Raw genomic sequence first — 16,183 nt, forward strand, 5'->3', positions numbered from 1 at the left:
AGGGTGTCATTGATAGAATAGAGGCATGAAATTGGGCGGGCCGAATCTCAGCGAGGACATCACGGTGGGCGATGCCACCGGTGTGGTGTTCGATGCTGTGGACGTCCTGCTCAATGACTCCCTGGATCCGATTTCGGATGAGGATCTCGTGGAATTGATGCGGGATTGGGAGACCACACGCCGTCGGATGGCCGCATTCGAGCACAAGTTGGTTCGGGAAGTAGAGGCTCGGAACCTGCCCGAAAAGGCCGGGGTGAAAAGGGTTTCGAAGTACCTCGAGCGGACTTTGCGCCTCGGGCATGCCGAGGCGTGTGCTCGGGTGCGTGCCGCGGAACAGCTCGGGATGCGGCAAGCCGGAGGTGAAGTGCTGGAGCCTCGGTTGCCGTGGACTGCCGCCTATCAGCAGATGGGCATCGTGTCGGCGGATTCCGCGCGGCGGATCGCGCAGATCATGGACCGCATTCCGGCCGAGATCGACGTCGAGGATCGGGATCTCGCTGAATTCGAGTTGGCGAGCTTCGCCGCGCAGTCCACGCCGGATGACCTGCCCAAGATCGGTGACCGGATCCTGGGTTACCTCGATCCTGATGGGCGCTTCAACCGCGAGGTGGACCGGCAGCGTCGCCGTGGTTTGACGATCGGTAAGCAGGGTGTGGACGGGATGTCGGTGATTACCGCACAGGTGACGCCCGCGCTTCGTGCTGTGCTGGACCCGATCTTCGCCAGTCTGGCGCGGCCGGGCATGTGTAATGCCGACGATGCTGAAAGCCCCTGGGTCACTGAAGGACTCGATGACGAAGCCCTCGCGGGGTTGGAGCGTGCCGCACGCCGTGATCCTCGTACTGCGGCGCAGCGCAACCATGACGCGCTGTTGGCGTTCCTGCGTCCCGAGATGGGACCGGAGAGCACCGGCCAGCACCGGGGTCTGCCTGTCTCGACGATCATCACCATGTCGCTTGCGGAGGTCGAAGCTGCTGCGGGTGTTGCTACCACCGCTTCGGGCGGGACCGTGCCGCTGGAAGAAGCGCTGCAGCTGGCGCAGAAGTCCAAGCCCTTCCTGGCGATCTTCGACCACGCCGGACGCCCCTTGCACCTGGGCCGCACGAAGCGCCTCGCCAACGCCGCCCAGCGGATGGCATTGATCGCCACCGAGCGCGGCTGCACCCGCCCTGGTTGCAGCGCCCCTGCCACCCTCACCCAAGTCCACCACGTGACCGAATGGAACAAGGGCGGCACCACCGACATCGAAAACCTCACCTTGGCCTGCGATGCCTGCCATGCGCTCATCCACGACGGCCCCGGCGGCTGGAAAACCGTTGCCATGCCGAAGGATTCCGAGTACGCAGGCCGTACCGGGTGGATAGCGCCGCGCCATATCGACCCGACCGGCACACCCCAGGTCAACGAACGTCACCACGCCGGTGAACTGATGGCCGCGTCGCTGGCGCGACTGCGCGACCGCACACGCCCACCGGTCAAATGGTGGTCACGCCCCTGATGCCCGTTCGAGCCTCACCAATGGTGGGGCCCTTCGGGCTGCGTGCGTCACGAATGCTCGTGCAGCAAGTGCGTTCGCAGAACTACACAGAGTGTGGTCGCCTCGCCTGCCCTACCGCACTGGGGCTGACGCCGACCCAGGAACCGTCAGCCGCCGATCCCAGCCCACGGACTGCACGGATCACCTTCTACCGAAACCGCCCAACCCCATCCCTTCGTTTCCCCGGGACGACGCGCGGCCGAGCCGTGAGTGGGGCTGGTACGTGAGCGGGCCTCGCAAGCTCGGCCACCCTCTCTTCCTTCTCCAGGCGTCTTTATCTCTTCTTCTCTTTAAGTCTTGTGGTCCTTATCGTTTGAGCCCTTGAGCCGCTGCAATCACACGTTCCATAACGCTCCGCGGCAGCACCCGACGAATCGCGAACATCAATGGCGCATTGCTTCCGACCGCGTAGAGCGGCTTCGGCCGGTCGGAGTTGACCGCCGCCACAATGGTTTCCGCCACCTGGACAGGCGAAATGCCTTTGCTCATCTGAGCATCGAGGCGGGCCATGAATTTCGTGAAGTCCGCGGTATGAGGTGACCCATCGGCGATGTACTTGGCGCGGCGCTCACTCAGTCCGGTGTCGATCTGGCCGGGCTCGACGGTAGTGATCCAGATGCCGAACGGAGACTCCTCGAACCGCGCGGCGGTCGCGAAGCCGCGCACGGCCGCTTTGGTCGCCACGTAGGACGAGCGGTACGGCATCGGGAAGCTCCCGAGCATGGAGCCGACCATGACGATCCGCCCATACCCACGCTCACGCATGCCGGGCAACACGGCCTGGGTCAACGACACCGGCCCGAAAACATTGAGCTGGAACAGTCTTTCGATCGCGTCACGCGGCAGGTCGGACAGCGGCCCGGCCTGACTCTCCCCGGCATTGTTGATCAGCACATCGATCGCCCCGAGCTCGGCCGTGAACCGTTCGATCGAGTCCAGGTCGGTGATATCGAGCGCACGGTACTCGACGCCCGGCGCCCGGTCGGCCTCGGCGAGGTTGTCGGGATTGCGGCTGGTGCCGATCACCTTGTGGCCGCGGGCCGCGAAGGCCGCGGCGGTGGCCTTGCCGATGCCGGAGGACGCGCCGGTGACGACCACGGTGCGGGTCGATAAGCTGCTCATACCGTGCACGTTATCGGGTGCGTCGGCAGCGTGCTTGGCGGCGTTCGGAGGCGCATTCGCCGGTAACCGAGCGGATGCCGAGCCAGATGCCGACGCCGAACGCGGGGGCCGCGAGCATGGGAAGTAGCAGGATCGCGGTGGAACTCATGGTGGGCAGACCTCGATTGCTGGTCGTCGTCCGAACCGGTTGTGGGTGAATCGCACCGGCGCATCGGCTGTTACGTGACGAATCGTGTTCCGCGCGTCGCGCGCATCACCGCTGCGCGATCAAAAATGTCGGATGCGCCACACCGGGCGGTCTCTCGTTGATATGTTGCGCCAACCCCGATGGGGAACAGACATTTGGGTCGGGAGTACTCGAAGAGGACACAGCGCACATGCTCGACTGGGATCTAGCCAGGCACACATCCGGTGTGCACATTCTGACCCGGCTGGCCGATGAAAGAGGGATGCCGGCGGGGGAATGCCTCGCCGGAGCGGGTCTCGCGCCCGACTCGGTGGTCGAACAGACCACGGAAGCGACGGCGCGGCAAGAACTTGCGGTGGTGCGGAATCTCCTCGCCCGGTTCGGCCGGGAACCGGGATTGGGCGTGGAGGCGGGGACGCGGTATCACGTGCCGCTGTCGGGGCCCTGGGGTCTGGCCCTGTTGGCCAGCCGGACCATGCGGGACGCGATCGTGGTGGCGCCGGGATACGTCGAGCTGGCCTTCGCGTTCGGGCAGGTGACCTTCGAGGAAGTGGACGGCGAAGGGCGGCTGCGGTTCGACGACCGGGACGTTCCGGAGGACGTGCGCGGCTTCCTGGCCGAGCGGGTGCTGGCCGGAATCCAGATGCTCGGCCGTGAGCTGTACTCGGTGAACGTACCGGTACGCCGCGTCAGTTTCCGGCACGCCGCACCGCCCGATACCAGCCGCTACCGGTCGGTTTTCGGCGTCGAGCCGCTCTTCGGAACCAGCGTCGACGAACTCGCCTTCGACTCCTCGTTCCTGGACGTCGTCCTGCCGCAACCGACCGAACAGGCCCGCAGCACCTGCGAGCAGATGTGCCAGGAACTGCTGGCGCGCCGCTACGTCCGCTCGGGTTTCGCGGCCGTCGTACGCGGCGTGCTCATCCGCGATCCGGGCGTGATCCCGGATCAGTCGGCCGTGGCGGCCGGGCTGTTCGTCAGCCCGCGCACTCTGTCGCGGCGGCTCAACGAGGAGGGCACCTCGTTCCGCGCCCTGCTCGACGAGGTGCGCCAAGCCCTCTCCGAGGAGCTGCTGGACCGCACCGACATGACCACCGAACAGGTGGCGGCCCGGCTGGGCTACGCCGAGGCGGCGTCCTTCATCCGCGCCTTCCGGCGCTGGCAGGGCTGCCCACCGCAGGAGTACCGCGCGCGCGGGCGCACCCCGGAACTCGTCTAGGGCCTCACCCCTGCGCGGTCAGGAAGCTGCCCGCGTGCAGGGTGGTGCCGAATCCCGGTGCGAATTCACCGTATTCGTAGACGACGCGGCCGCCGACCACGGTGGCCGCGACCGCCCGGTCATTGCGATTGACCATGCGCTGCAACCCCGCGACCCCGGGGAACGGCGCTTCGGCGTACGCGCTGGAGGTGCCGTCGAACCCCGCCGGATCGATGACCGCGATATCGGCGCGCCCGCCGACCCGCAGACGCCCGGCGTCCAGGCTGTACCAATCCGCGAGCTCGCCGGTGAGCCGGTGGACCGCGGTCTCGATCGGCAGGAACCCCCGCTGCTGCGCCCGCTCCAGCATCCGCACCCCGAAGTTGTAGAACGCCATATTCCGCAGGTGCGCACCGGAATCGGCGAACCCGACCTGCATCATGGGTGAGCGCTGCAACCGGTCGAGCACCTCCTCGCGGTCATTGGCGATGACGGTGCGCCACCGCAATGCCGGGCCGTGCTCCACCGTGAGATCCAGCATGGCGTCGGCGGGATCGATGCCGCGTTCGTCGGCGACCGCGCCGAACGACTTCCCGACCACGTCCGCGTCGGGGCAGGCGACGATCACGGCGTCGTAGAGGTCGCGGTTCCAGACCCGCGGCCCGTACTTCTTGGCCAGATCCTTGCGGAACCGTCGGCGGTAGTCCTCGTCGGCCAGGAGCTCGCCGCGCTTCATGGCGTCGCGGATATTGAGCGCGGCGCTGCCGGAGCCGAACTCCTCGAACACCACCAGATCCACCCCGTCGGCGTACACCTCGAACGGGACCGGCAGATGCTGCCACCGGAACCGCGCTCCGCCAACGGTATTCGCGATCCAGGCCGATGCCATGGCGGCCCGTGCGGTGGTGCGGTCGGCCTTGACGTCCATGCCCGCGATGAGCGTCGTCTTGAGCGGCGCGCGGAACCGGCCCGCGCTCTGCGCGAAGTAGTTCACCAGTTCGGCGCGGCTGGTCAGGTTCGGGGTGCTCTGATGCACCCGGCCGCGCCGCCGCAGCACGGCGTTCAACGCCCGGTACTCCCGCCACGTCGCGTACGTGGACGGCAGCTGCCGGGTCGGGAACCGCACGCCCTCCAGCTTCGAGAACGAACTGCGGATCGTGGACAGCCCCAGGAATCCGGCGTCCAGCGCCGCCTCCAGCATTGCGCACATGCGGTGCAGCTCAGCGAACGTCGGGCGGGCCTGCGCGTCCACCGACCGGCCCAGGCCCATGACCCTCACGCGCATATCCGAATGTCCCAGGAACGCGGCGACATTCGCGCCGAGCGGCCGATCGGCGAGTGACTTCCGGTACGACCGCGGGTCGTCCCAGTCCTTGTGCTCCTTGACCGCCGAGTGCACCGCGTCCCACGGCAGCGCCTCGACCCGCGCGAACAGGTCGGCGCAGTCCTCGGCCTCGGAGTACACCGTCGACAGCGAGCAGTTGCCGAGCACCACCGTGGTGACACCGTGCCGCACCGATTCGCCCAGGCCGGGACTGCCCAGCACCTCGGCGTCGTAGTGGGTGTGGACGTCCAGCATGCCGGGCATCACCCAGCTGCCGGTGGCGTCGAGCGTCCGCTCCCCGTCGGGCAGCCCGCCGCCCTCGATGGCGGCTACCGTGCCGTCGATCACCCCGACATCGGCCCGCACCCCGGGCCCGCCCGTCCCGTCGTACACCGTGCCCCCGCGAATCACCAGATCGAACCGTGTCATCGCAGTTCACCCCCGTGGATCGGTCCCGCCACGTGGCGGGTGGTTTGTAACACGTTATAAGTGCAGTATCCGCCTATCGAAGGTCACCGTGGCGGGAACGCGACGGCGGCCGTGGGCGCGCGGTGATCGGGGCCGGGGAGACGGAGTACGGACGCGGACGCCGGGGTGAGGCCGCGGACCAGGAGGTGGTCCAGGCGGGCCAGAGGTCGTGACGCGGGCCAGGTGAAGCCGGGCCCCGAGCCCGGCAGGGACTGTGCGTCGGTGAAGCCGCGACGACCCCGACGCCGTGCCCGAATCACTGGAAGACCTGCGCCTCGATCTGCTGACCGCGGACTGCGTGGCGGCGGCTCGAAAGCATTGGCCCGGAATCACATTCGCTGACGATCTGCGTCCCGTGACCGTGCCGGGCGCCCCCGCGCGACTGGTCCGGGCGGTCACCAACCTCCTCGACAATGCCGCCAAGTTCAGCCCGCCCGGCGGCACCGTCAGCGTGACTGTCGCAGCAAACCGGATCTCGGTGCGGGACAACGGCCCCGGCATCCCACCCGATGATCTGCCGCATGTCTTCGACCGCTTCTATCGGTCCTCCGCGGCGCGGACCACTCCCGGCCACGGCCTCGGGCCGGCCATCGCGGCACAGGTGGCGGCGCTGCACGGTGCGAGTCCTGTGATCGAGTCCTCGCCCGGCAGCACCGTTGTCACTCTGTTGTTCCCGTCTGACGACCAGGTCTAGGCCTTGGTCACCTTCGGCGGGGTCCAGCTGCCATCGGTGATGGCCTGCTCGGGCCAGTAGGTCCGCAGGATCATCTCGAAGTCACCGGGGGGAGTCGGGAGCCAGTTGGCCTCCTTGTCCGCGCCCGGCGACGTCTGCTGGATGTAGAGCGTGATCCCGCCGTCCGGGTTGCGCACCAGGTTGGGCAGCATCGGAGAATTGATCAGGTAGCGGTTGATCGGATTCTCCACCAGCAGGATCTCCGGCAACTTGTACATCGTCACCGACCAGAACGCCTTCACCGGCGGTAGCTTCCCGCCGGGGAAGGTGAGGGTGTAGTTGTTGGCGCCGTTCAGCTTTGCGCCCGTGTTGTCGACGGTGAGCGGGAAGTACATGGCCTCCGCGCCCGGCAGCCCCAGGATGCCCGTGACCGCACCGGCGAAGCGGTACAGGTAGTTCCCCTTCAGCTGTTCGGCGGATCCGAACAGCTGACCGGAACTCACCTTGCCGGTGTCCACCTCGTTCTTCCGGAAGTTCTGCAGTTCCGCCCAGGCGTCGGCCATGCCGTCCTGGAAGGCCTTGCGGTCATCGGCACTCAGCTTCGCGGGATCGAAATCGCCGTCCGGGCCGATGCCGATCTTCGCGAACCGCTCGCGCAGCTCCTTCTCGTTCGGCAGGACCGGCGCGTACTTCAGTGTGAAGTTGAGAACCTTGAAGAAGTCGAGGGAGGTCTGCTCCTCCTCCGGTGTCAGCGGCTTGATGAAGTCGACCGCCGGCGCGGGCGCCGGTGCCGCCTTGTTCTCGAACGACGACAGCGGCTTCACCTGGTACTCGGACTGGATCTTCTTGACGTTGTCCAGATCGGCCGGATCGAACAACTGGGTCCGGTACAGCACCATCGAGAAGTCGGTCGCCGAGGTGATGACCTTGTCCACCCCGGCGGGCTTGTCGCCCTTCCATCCCGGACCGGCGAGCAGGTAAGTGCCGCCGCCGTTCCCGGTGGTCCGGCTCCCGACCAGGTCATAGACATAGGTGTAGTTGTCGATGAACTCGAGCGAGTAGTAGCGCTTCTCCTCGATCGGGGGCACGGTGATCACCATCGGCTCGGTCCGCAGGTCAGCGACCAGGAACGAGTACGGTGTGTCCGAATTGGGCGTTTGGACCACCGTGTCGGCCGGCGTGAAAACCCGGGCGATGCTGTGCAGCTGGTTCCAGTCGCCCACGTACTGGCCGCTGTTCTTGTCCACCACATACGAATTCTCGATGCGGTACATGTCGACCATCGGAAAGCCGTAAGTGTAGGCCTCCTTGGCTATCGTGCGCACATCATCCGAACCGGCAGCCTTGTCGTCCGACTTGGTTCCGCAACCGGCGGCCACCGCGGTGACCGCCGCGACGAGACAAACGGCTGAGACTTTCCAGAACCTCATTCGCTCTCCCACATGTCATGACTCCATATCGCCGGAGCCAACTCCGGCGATTCGAGACAGTACCGATCGGAATGACCGGGGAGTCGAACGTTTGTGGGCGTGGCGAGGCAGCCACTCTAGGGCGGCGGTGTGCCGCAGAACGGTTCACAGGATGCCGGAGCATTCGGGACGGTGCTGGTGGGCTCGTCGAAATAGGCGAGGCTCACCAACATTGCGACCATGATCCCGAAGAACAGAACTGCCGCGGAAGCGATCGCCACCACCCCCCAATGAAGTCTCGGGAAGGTGATGACCGGGGTCCCGTCATCCGCCACGACGAAAAGCACCGCGGCGTTCGCCGGTGATCTACGCAGTTGAAGCAGAACGGTGTTACGCCACCAGTTTCCGACCATGGCAGCACACGACCTTCTCGGAATTTTCGGTGTGATATTGCCGTGAGTACAGCAACCACCAGGCTACGCCCAAGATGTCTTGATAGCCATAGGCTATTTCTCGAAATACGTGGTTGTGACTGAGTAGTTCTGCGGTGGTCTCCGATCGGTTACCGAACGAGGATGAAAACCGTTGTCACAACCATTGATCCGGGAGAGCCATGAACACCGACGCGCGACGACCCCGCGGACTGGGCAAACGGGCTTGGCTCACAACACAATTGGTCCGCCGAGTCCTGCGTACCGTGGTCTGGTCCCGTTTCGTCCGCGTCACCGTGCTCGGCCGCGATCGGGTGCCCGCGACCGGACCGGTGATCATCGCGAGCAATCACATCTCCCTGCTCGACGCGGTCTTCCTGTGGGGTGCGCTGCGGCGGCGCGCGGTGGCCATCGCCATGGCCGAACTGTGGACCTGGCCGGTCGTCGGGCGGTTGGTGCGGCTGCTGGGCCATATTCCGGTGGTCCGGCGCGACCCCGACTCCGGGCGCACCGCGGTGCGCCGCGCGGCGCGGGTGCTGCGCTTCGGCGGCGTGCTCATCATCTATCCGGAGGGCCGTCTGGTCCCGGCCGGCGAGCGCGAACCGTACAAACCGGGCGTCGCGACGCTGGCCATGGCGCCCGGTGTTCCGATCATCCCGGTCGCCACCACGGGCACCGACGGTGTCCTACCCCTGCGCCGGGGAAATGCCGGACGCCGATTCAACCGCCACCATCCAGTTACCATCCACTTCGGAACGCCGATCGACCCCGCGGAATTCGACGACCCCGAGAAACTCCTGGATGTCCTGCGGCACGAAATCGAGGATTTGCGCGGCTGAAAACCGAAGCGCTCAAGCGGTTTCCGGAAGGACCGCGTCGGCCTCGATCTCGACCAGCAGCGCGGGATCGATCAGGCTGCTCACCTCGACCATTGTCGCCGCCGGACGGATCGCCGCGAAGACCTCCCCGTGCGCCTTGCCGACCTCTTCCCAGCGGGAGATATCGGTGACGAAAATACGGGTGCGCACGACATTCTCGGGTGCCGCGCCGACTTCCGCCAGCGCGGCCACAATTCGGCGCAACGCTTCCCGAGTCTGCTCGGCGATATCGTCGCCGCCCACCGCGCCGCCGTCCGGGTCGACCGCGGTGGTTCCCGCGACCGAGATCCACGGGCCGACCCGCACCGCGCGCGAATAACCGACGATCGGCTCCCACTGCGCGCCGGAGGAAACATTCTGTCGCTGCGTCATGCGCCCCATTGTGCATCGACGATCGCCGGAAGTTGTTGCCGCCGTAATTTGCCCGCGGTCGTGCGCGGCAGTTCCGGGACGAAGACGATGTCACGCGGCACCTTGTACCCGGCCAGCGTCGTCTTGATGTGCCGCTGCAAGGTGCCGGCGTCCACCCGCGCGCCCGGCTCCAGCACGACGGCTGCGACGAGCCGCTGCCCGAAATCGTCGTCGGGCACCCCGACCGCACCCGCGTCGGCCACCGCCGGATGCGCCAGCAGCGCCTCCTCGACCTCCTGCGGGAAGACGTTCTCGCCGCCGGAGACGATCATGTCGTCGGAACGGCCGTCCACGAAAAGCCGCCCCTCCGAATCGAAATGGCCGAGATCGCCGGAGTCCATGTGCTGTCCGACCATCTCCCTGGTCCGGCCGTCGCTGTAGCCGTGGGACATGCTCGGGTTCTTGTTGACGATCCGGCCGGTGACGCCGGCGGGCAGTTCGCGGCCGTCGCCGTCGACGATGCGGATATCCACGATCCCGGCGAGCGGGCGGCCCACGGTGCCGGGCGCGGCCCGCAGATCGGCGGGTGTGGCGAAGGTGCCGGCGCCGGTCTCGGTGGAGGCGTAGCCGTTGAACAGCACCTCGCCGAACTCGTCCTGGAACGCCGTGGCCAGCCACGGCGGCAGGGGAGCGGCCCCGCACACCATCATGCGCAGGCTCGACAGATCGTGGCCGCCGCGCACCTCGGGCGGCAGCGCCATCACCCGGCCGAGCATGGTCGGCACCACGCACACGATCTGGGCGCGATACCGCTCGATATCGGCGAGCAGGGTCGCGGCATCGAAACGCTCGTGCACGACCACGGTCGAACCGAGCAGGAACGCACCGGCGGTGGCCAGGAACCCGTAGGTGTGATGCAGCGGGGGCGCGATCACCATGGGCCGGCCCAGACGCGGGATCGGCGCGACCCGGGCGAGATCGCCGACGGCCGCCAGCATGTGCGGGCTCAACGATCCGGCCCTGCCGCTGCCGAAGGTGCGCGGCGCGCCTTTGGGCACACCGGTCGTTCCGCCGGTGAGCAGGATCAACGTGCCCCCGGACGCGGGCTCGCGCACCGGCGGTCCACCCGCCGCCACCAATTCCGCCACCGTCGGCAGGCCACCGGCCGCGCCCCGGACCACCACGCGCCGTCCGCCGTACCCGGACTTCTCGATCTCGTCGTGGAATTCGCCGTCGTAGAACAGTAATTCGACGCGCTCGCGAGCGAGCACCTCGCCGATCTGCGGCCCGGCGAAACCGTAGTTCAACGGCACCAGATCCACCGAGAGTCGCGCGGCCGCGTAGGCCGCCAGCACGAATCCGCGGTGGTTGCGGCACAGCACCCCGACCCGCTGCCCGCGCCCGATCCGCCAGCGCGCCCGCAGCGCCGCCGCCAGCCGCCGCACCTGCCGATCCAGCTCAGCCGCGGTGATCGGGCCGTCATCGTCGACCATGGCGGGTCGGTCCGGAAACCGCGCCGCGAACAGCGACAGCGCCGTGGCCAGCCCGAACCCGTCACGTAATGCCCTGGCCAGCTGGGGAATCCGGGTCGGAGGCAGTTGTTCCAGCACGCCGCCGGCCGGAATCCACCCGGCCACCGTGACCGCGTCGTCGAGCAGATTGACCGTGCGTTCCAGGCGGCCGAGCGGACCGGCCCAATCCACCGGACGGTTGTTCCAGTTCCCGGCCTTCGCGTACAGCGTCAGCATGCGTTGTGCCGCCGGGGAACTGTCGAGCGCGTACGACAGGGGCGCGCTCACCCGTTCCCACCACGGGCGAATCGCCAAGGGCCGGTCCACGATCGCCCGGCACACCAGGCTCGCCGCCTCCTCGGTCGACATGCTCGGGGTGTAGCGGTAGATCCGATAGGGGCCCAGCATCTCCGAGCGCACCAATTGCAGGTGCACCGTGGTGACGTCGATGCCGTCCGCCCGCAATTCCGGTGCGGCGCCGCGCATCCAGGAATTGAACGCCGACTTCGAGGCGATGTAGGCGGTCCAGCCCACGCCGGGGCCGTGCACTCCGGCGGTGCTGATATTCACGATGTGGCCCTGTCGCCGGGCCCGCATGGACGGCAGCAAGCTCATGACCAGCCGCGCGGGGCCGAGGAAGTTGACGCGGGCGGTGTCGTCGATATTGTCCCAGCGGTCCAGGGAATCGGAGAGCCAGCGGCGAATCGACTTGCCCGCGTTGTTGACGAAGACGTCCACGCGCCCGTGATCGGCGAGCACCCGCTCGATCAGCGCGGCGCAGGCATCGGTGTCGGACAGGTCCGCCGGATAGGCGTACACCCGGCCCGGGAAATCCGCCGTCTCGGTACACAGTTCCTCGAGCCGGGCCGCTCGGCGGGCCACCGCGAGCACGGTCGCCCCATTGGCGGCCAGCCGCAGCGCGGTGGCGCGCCCGACGCCCGAGGAGGCGCCGGTCACCAGGATCACGGAACCGGTGACGGCCGGTGCGAGACGGCGGTCGCTGATGCCGTAGCCGGCCGCGCCGAGCGCGATCCGGACCGATTTCGGCAGTTCGATCATGGGCACGGAACCTCGGGAGCGGGAACGGTCAGGCGGGCAGACGGTCGAAGTCGTAGTCCGAGAACGGGAATCGGTGGTGCGCCCGGCGCGCCGAGAAGAACCCGGTGGGCCGGATGTACGTCGAATCGCCCTGCGAATTGCGGTAGTAGGTCGGCACGTGCGCGTTCAGTTCGGCCAGGTAGTAGCGCATGGCCGCGCCGTGCCGGTAGACGCGGCGGTGATAGGCGTCGTGCGCGTCCTGGCGCACGGCCACACAGGTCGCGCCGCGCCGCCGCGCCTCGGCGATGGCGCGCACCGCGTGGGCCGCGGTCATCTCCACGAAGGCGTGCCAGCCGCTGCCGGTCCACGAATACGGGCCGACCAGGGTCCACCGATTGGGCAGGCCGGGCAGCGCCACGCTCTCGTAGGCCTGCAGGCCGTTCTCGGTGAAGTACTTGCCCAGATCCAGGCCGTCGCGGCCCACCACCAGACCGGCCGTGTAGGTCTCCGGATCGGAGAAGACGTGATAGCCGGTGGCCAGCACGATCATGTCGAACTCGCGCTCGACGCCGTCGGCGGTACGCAGGCCGTGCGCGGTGAACCGCTCGATCGGGGAGGTCACCAGATCGACATTGTCGCGGTTGAAGGCCAGCAGGTAGCCGGTGTTGAGGGTCGGGCGCTTGGCGATCGGGCCGTAGTCCGGGGCCAGGCGTTCGCGAATCTCGCGATCTCGCACCATGAGTCGCAGCAGGCCGCGATAGCCGCGGATGGCGGTGGCGTCGATGGCGCGGAGTGCGGGGCGGACCACGGGCAGCGGCGCGCTGGACATGGTCCGCAGCGCGGCGTCGACCGCCACCAGTGCCGCACCGTGCACGCCCGCCTGCACCCCCGGGACGCGCAGCGCCAGCCGGACGGCGCGCGGGATCCGCGGATTCGGTTTGGGCAGGCACCAGACCGGGGTGCGCTGGAAGACCGCGAGGCTGCCCACCTCGCCCGCGATGGCGGGGGTGATCTGGACCGAACTCGCGCCGGTCCCGATGATCGCGACCCGCCGCCCGGCCAGGTCGTAGCCGTCGTCCCAGTCCGAGGGGCGCTGGATGCGGCCGCGGTAGTCGGCTAGTCCCGGAATCCCGGGATCCACCTTGGGACTGATGAACGCGCCCACCGCGCTGACCACGAACCGCGCGGACAGCGCGCTGCCGTCGGCGAGGCGCAGGCGCCAGCGGTGGCGATCCTCGTCCCACTCCTCGGCGGCCACCTCGGTGCCGAACCGCACATGCGGGTACAGCCCGAAGCGGCGGGCCACCGCCTGGTGATACCGCTTGACCTCCGCGCCCGAGGCGAACAGTGTGCTCCAGTCCGGATTTCGTGCGAACGAGTACTGGTAGGCCAGCGACGGGATGTCGACTTCCAGTCCGGGGTAGTGGTTTTCGTGCCAGCTGCCGCCGACCTCGTCGGCGCGCTCCAGGATCACGAAGTCGCGCACCCCGGCCCGCTTCAGCGCGACCCCGGCGGCGATCCCGCCCGGGCCCGCACCGATCACCACGACCTCGTGGTCCGGAGTCGAAAGCCGCTCTGCGCCCATCACTCCAGCGTAGGTCTGTCTGGGACAGTGATCAAGGGGTGGGTGCGCAGCGATCCATCACCGCGCTCAATTCCGGTGACCAGCGCAGGATCTCCGCTCGCATCGGACCTGTGGTGCCCAATTGGGCGACCAACCCGAGCAAGGTGATCAGCGCGCGCTGGAACGGCAGCAGATACGCGGGGACACCGAGCTGCCGGTAGGCATTGTCGAGTTTCGGGCTGAGGGCATCCCGGGTGCGGCCACGCAACCAGTCGGTATCCACCCGGAACGTCTCGTGGCGCAGCGGTTCGGTGAACGGCAGCAGCTTCGCGGCCAGCGCGGCGCTGTCCAGGCCGCGCTGCGCATCGGTGAAACCGTGCCGCTGGGTCACGGCGTCCAGGTCGGCCGGGCCGCCGTGGATGAGCGCGTCGGCCAGATCGTGCACCAGCGCCGGGAACTGCGCGGGCGGCCAGACCGGGCACGCCCCGAAACCCACCACCCCCAGGCGGCCGTCGGGCAGCGCCCGGAAATTGCCCGGCTGCGGGTCGCCGTAGAGCAGGCCCGACTTCGGCGCCGACGACCAGAAGAACCGGACCGCCAGCATGCCCACCCGGTCCCGCTCGGCCCGCGAGCCGGTGGTGATCAAGCGCGACAGCGGAATCCCGTCCAGCCACTCCGAGACGAGCACATCCCCGCGCTGGGCCACGACCTGCGGCACCACGAAATCGGGATCATCGGCGTAGGCGTCCGCGAAACGCCGCTGATTCCGGGCCTCGGCCTCGAAATCCATTTCCGCGCGCAGGCATTCGGCGAGCTCGTCGACCACCGCGCGGCCGTCGACGTGCGGGGCGAACACCGATGTCAGCCATGCCAATCCGCGCAACTGCCGCAGATCGCTGTCGATCGCGGCCCGCGCGCCCGGATACATCACCTTCACCGCCACCGGGCGGCCGTCGTGCCAGACCGCGCGATGTACCTGCCCGATACTGGCCGAGGCCGACCGGCGATCGTCGAAGGCGCGGAAATTGTCGCGCCAGTCCGGTCCGAACGACTCCGCCAGCGCCAGATGCACCGTGCGCGGCAGCATGGCGGGCGCGGCATCCTGGAGGCGGCCGAGCGCGATCCGGTACGGCTCGGCCAGCTCGGCGGGCAGCGCGAGCTCGTAGACGCTCAGGATCTGCCCCAATTTGGCGGCACAGCCCTTCAATTCGCCGAGCACGTCGGCCATGTGCTCGGCGGTGCGGAGCTGGATCTCGCGGTCGATGTCGTCGGCGCGCCGGCCCAGTACGCGCCGGCTCGCCCCGGCCACCTGCCGTCCGGCGAAGGACAGCGGGACCGCCGCCAGGGTGGCCGTGCGAACCGCCGTGCGGGCGGGCGGATTCCCGCCGATATCGGTTCCTGCCCGTCGAACACTCATCGATCAACCAACCCCTCGAGCGCGTTTCGAGCGAACGCGCACGAGGGAGTCTGCCACGAAGTGAAACCGTGTGGTGTGAAAATCGGAACGGCTCGGTCCGAGTGGCCGAAAGCTGGATCGCGCGACGGGAATTCGCAGGTCGGGGCGGTTACGGTTGGCGGGTGGCGACCACCGCGAGGTCGATGAGCCGGTGCGCGCGGGCCACCTCGGCGGGCGTGAACGGCTCCCCGGTGCGGAGGAAGGTCATGGCCGCGCGGTCGGATTCGGCCTCGACTTCGAGCAGCGTGCCACCGGGCACACGGGCCGGATCGGGGTCCGGAAGGTATTGCGCGCCCAGCAGTTCCGCGATGGCCAGCGGCAGCTCACCCGGATCGGCGGCCACCCGCCCGGCCAGGCCCAGTGCCCGGGTCTGGCCGTCGACCAGGGTCAGCGCCGACGCGGGCCAGATGCCGATCGCCACCCCGCCCGCCTTGGTGACCGCGTGGGTCAGGCGCTGGGGCAGCACCTCCGCGGGGGTGGAGACCACCAGTTCGTCGAGCACGCCGTTCTCGAGATGGTGCACGTGCATGGCGAGGATATTGGCCCGCCGGTCGGCCAGCTGCTTGGCCAGCATTTCCAATCGGCCGGGCTTGTCGTCCAGGCGCACCCGGATGCGCCACAGTCGCTCGGCGCTGTCGAGGTGGTGCCGGTGCCGCAGTTCCGGGGCGTGCAGCCAGCGGCTCAGGTACCGCATCGCCCCGGGCTCGACCACCCAGATGACCAGGATGGTCGCGGTCACCGCCAGGCTCGCCACCGTCGCCAGATACGGCAGCTCGAGATGGATGACCAGGGCGTGCAGGGCCAGTTCGACGGGAAGGACCGCGGCGAGCTTGGCCAGGGCCAGCCGGGTGCGTGTGGGATGGGGCAGACGACCACAGACCTCGCATGCCAGTGCATGTATCTCGGTTTGCCTCATGTTCACCACAGTGCTCGACGCAGGTTTCCGCACTGTGGTGCGGTGTAAAGACGGCATGACAAGTCGCGGCGAACCTGTTGTGGCAGCTCACAATTGGGTGAAGCCTGACACAGCGGCGTT

The 16,183-nt window shown here is 68.2% G+C and carries 14 protein-coding genes; 4 read left to right on the forward strand and 10 right to left on the reverse strand.

The genetic code is table 11. The features are described 5' to 3' along the window. Nucleotides 1–25 precede the first annotated feature (25 nt). Entirely contained in the window at nt 26–1,498 is a 1,473-nt protein-coding gene (locus tag ABZ382_RS05345; protein ID WP_357084443.1) for a DUF222 domain-containing protein, read from the forward strand. A 345-nt stretch (nt 1,499–1,843) separates the two neighbouring features. On the opposite strand, the gene ABZ382_RS05350 is transcribed toward ABZ382_RS05345, so the two are convergent. Continuing rightward, nucleotides 1,844–2,659, reverse strand: a complete 816-nt coding sequence (locus ABZ382_RS05350) for an SDR family oxidoreductase (RefSeq protein ID WP_357085871.1) — start codon at nt 2,657–2,659, stop codon at nt 1,844–1,846. Between the two features lie 10 nt (nt 2,660–2,669). Continuing rightward, the gene (locus ABZ382_RS05355) at nt 2,670–2,807 is read right to left on the reverse strand and encodes a hypothetical protein (protein ID WP_357084446.1); all 138 of its coding nucleotides are present in this window, start codon (nt 2,805–2,807) and stop codon (nt 2,670–2,672) included. Nucleotides 2,808–3,072: 265 nt separating this feature from the next. On the opposite strand from ABZ382_RS05355, the gene ABZ382_RS05360 reads away from it, so the two are divergent. After that, the gene (locus tag ABZ382_RS05360; RefSeq protein ID WP_357084449.1) at nt 3,073–4,065 is read left to right on the forward strand and encodes an AraC family transcriptional regulator; all 993 of its coding nucleotides are present in this window, start codon (nt 3,073–3,075) and stop codon (nt 4,063–4,065) included. A 4-nt stretch (nt 4,066–4,069) separates the two neighbouring features. Here the strand turns inward: ABZ382_RS05360 and ABZ382_RS05365 are convergent, their stop codons facing one another. Then, nucleotides 4,070–5,797: an amidohydrolase family protein gene (locus tag ABZ382_RS05365; RefSeq protein WP_357084452.1), complete on the reverse strand. Its 1,728-nt coding sequence runs from the start codon at nt 5,795–5,797 to the stop codon at nt 4,070–4,072. Between the two features lie 286 nt (nt 5,798–6,083). On the opposite strand from ABZ382_RS05365, the gene ABZ382_RS05370 reads away from it, so the two are divergent. Continuing rightward, complete coding sequence (locus ABZ382_RS05370) at nt 6,084–6,530, forward strand: sensor histidine kinase (protein WP_357084455.1); 447 nt, start codon at nt 6,084–6,086, stop codon at nt 6,528–6,530. On the opposite strand, the gene ABZ382_RS05375 is transcribed toward ABZ382_RS05370, so the two are convergent. Continuing rightward, complete coding sequence (locus ABZ382_RS05375; protein WP_357084458.1) at nt 6,527–7,939, reverse strand: DUF1254 domain-containing protein; 1,413 nt, start codon at nt 7,937–7,939, stop codon at nt 6,527–6,529. The two genes, ABZ382_RS05370 and ABZ382_RS05375, sit on opposite strands and share 4 nt — an antisense overlap. A 116-nt stretch (nt 7,940–8,055) precedes the next feature. Next, a complete protein-coding gene (locus ABZ382_RS05380) occupies nt 8,056–8,331 on the reverse strand; it encodes a hypothetical protein (RefSeq protein WP_357084461.1) in 276 nt (91 codons plus the stop codon). Between the two features lie 200 nt (nt 8,332–8,531). Between ABZ382_RS05380 and ABZ382_RS05385 the strand changes: the two genes are divergently transcribed. Then, nucleotides 8,532–9,188: a lysophospholipid acyltransferase family protein gene (locus ABZ382_RS05385; RefSeq protein WP_357084464.1), complete on the forward strand. Its 657-nt coding sequence runs from the start codon at nt 8,532–8,534 to the stop codon at nt 9,186–9,188. Nucleotides 9,189–9,200: 12 nt separating this feature from the next. Here the strand turns inward: ABZ382_RS05385 and ABZ382_RS05390 are convergent, their stop codons facing one another. The 5 genes from ABZ382_RS05390 to ABZ382_RS05410 form a co-directional block, all read right to left on the reverse strand. Further along, on the reverse strand, nt 9,201–9,608 hold the full coding sequence (locus ABZ382_RS05390; protein ID WP_357084467.1) for a RidA family protein: 408 nt from the start codon (nt 9,606–9,608) through the stop codon (nt 9,201–9,203). Continuing rightward, nucleotides 9,596–12,148 carry an SDR family NAD(P)-dependent oxidoreductase gene (locus ABZ382_RS05395; protein WP_357084470.1) on the reverse strand — a complete coding sequence of 851 codons (2,553 nt, stop codon included), beginning with the start codon at nt 12,146–12,148 and terminating at the stop codon, nt 9,596–9,598. Before ABZ382_RS05395 ends, ABZ382_RS05390 begins: the two co-directional genes overlap by 13 nt. 28 nt (nt 12,149–12,176) lie before the next feature. Next, the gene (locus ABZ382_RS05400) at nt 12,177–13,712 is read right to left on the reverse strand and encodes an NAD(P)/FAD-dependent oxidoreductase (protein WP_357084473.1); all 1,536 of its coding nucleotides are present in this window, start codon (nt 13,710–13,712) and stop codon (nt 12,177–12,179) included. A gap of 31 nt (nt 13,713–13,743) precedes the next feature. Further along, a complete protein-coding gene (locus ABZ382_RS05405; RefSeq protein ID WP_357084476.1) occupies nt 13,744–15,108 on the reverse strand; it encodes an AarF/ABC1/UbiB kinase family protein in 1,365 nt (454 codons plus the stop codon). A gap of 148 nt (nt 15,109–15,256) precedes the next feature. Then, nucleotides 15,257–16,063, reverse strand: a complete 807-nt coding sequence (locus ABZ382_RS05410; RefSeq protein ID WP_357084478.1) for an amino acid-binding protein — start codon at nt 16,061–16,063, stop codon at nt 15,257–15,259. Nucleotides 16,064–16,183 lie beyond the last annotated feature (120 nt).

Origin of the sequence: Nocardia sp. NPDC005825 (genome assembly GCF_040630175.1) — a bacterium.
In the GTDB taxonomy this organism is placed as follows: domain Bacteria; phylum Actinomycetota; class Actinomycetes; order Mycobacteriales; family Mycobacteriaceae; genus Nocardia.

Excerpts from the sequence above, each read along its gene's own strand:
- ABZ382_RS05405 (WP_357084476.1), bottom strand. The coding sequence starts at position 15,108 with ATGAGTGTTCGACGGGCAGGAACCGATATCGGCGGGAATCCGCCCGCC.
- ABZ382_RS05365 (WP_357084452.1), bottom strand. The coding sequence starts at position 5,797 with ATGACACGGTTCGATCTGGTGATTCGCGGGGGCACGGTGTACGACGGG.
- ABZ382_RS05380 (WP_357084461.1), bottom strand. The coding sequence starts at position 8,331 with ATGGTCGGAAACTGGTGGCGTAACACCGTTCTGCTTCAACTGCGTAGA.
- ABZ382_RS05390 (WP_357084467.1), bottom strand. The coding sequence starts at position 9,608 with ATGGGGCGCATGACGCAGCGACAGAATGTTTCCTCCGGCGCGCAGTGG.
- ABZ382_RS05385 (WP_357084464.1), top strand. The coding sequence starts at position 8,532 with ATGAACACCGACGCGCGACGACCCCGCGGACTGGGCAAACGGGCTTGG.
- ABZ382_RS05345 (WP_357084443.1), top strand. The coding sequence starts at position 26 with ATGAAATTGGGCGGGCCGAATCTCAGCGAGGACATCACGGTGGGCGAT.
- ABZ382_RS05355 (WP_357084446.1), bottom strand. The coding sequence starts at position 2,807 with ATGAGTTCCACCGCGATCCTGCTACTTCCCATGCTCGCGGCCCCCGCG.
- ABZ382_RS05410 (WP_357084478.1), bottom strand. The coding sequence starts at position 16,063 with ATGAGGCAAACCGAGATACATGCACTGGCATGCGAGGTCTGTGGTCGT.
- ABZ382_RS05375 (WP_357084458.1), bottom strand. The coding sequence starts at position 7,939 with ATGAGGTTCTGGAAAGTCTCAGCCGTTTGTCTCGTCGCGGCGGTCACC.
- ABZ382_RS05350 (WP_357085871.1), bottom strand. The coding sequence starts at position 2,659 with ATGAGCAGCTTATCGACCCGCACCGTGGTCGTCACCGGCGCGTCCTCC.
- ABZ382_RS05400 (WP_357084473.1), bottom strand. The coding sequence starts at position 13,712 with ATGGGCGCAGAGCGGCTTTCGACTCCGGACCACGAGGTCGTGGTGATC.
- ABZ382_RS05395 (WP_357084470.1), bottom strand. The coding sequence starts at position 12,148 with ATGATCGAACTGCCGAAATCGGTCCGGATCGCGCTCGGCGCGGCCGGC.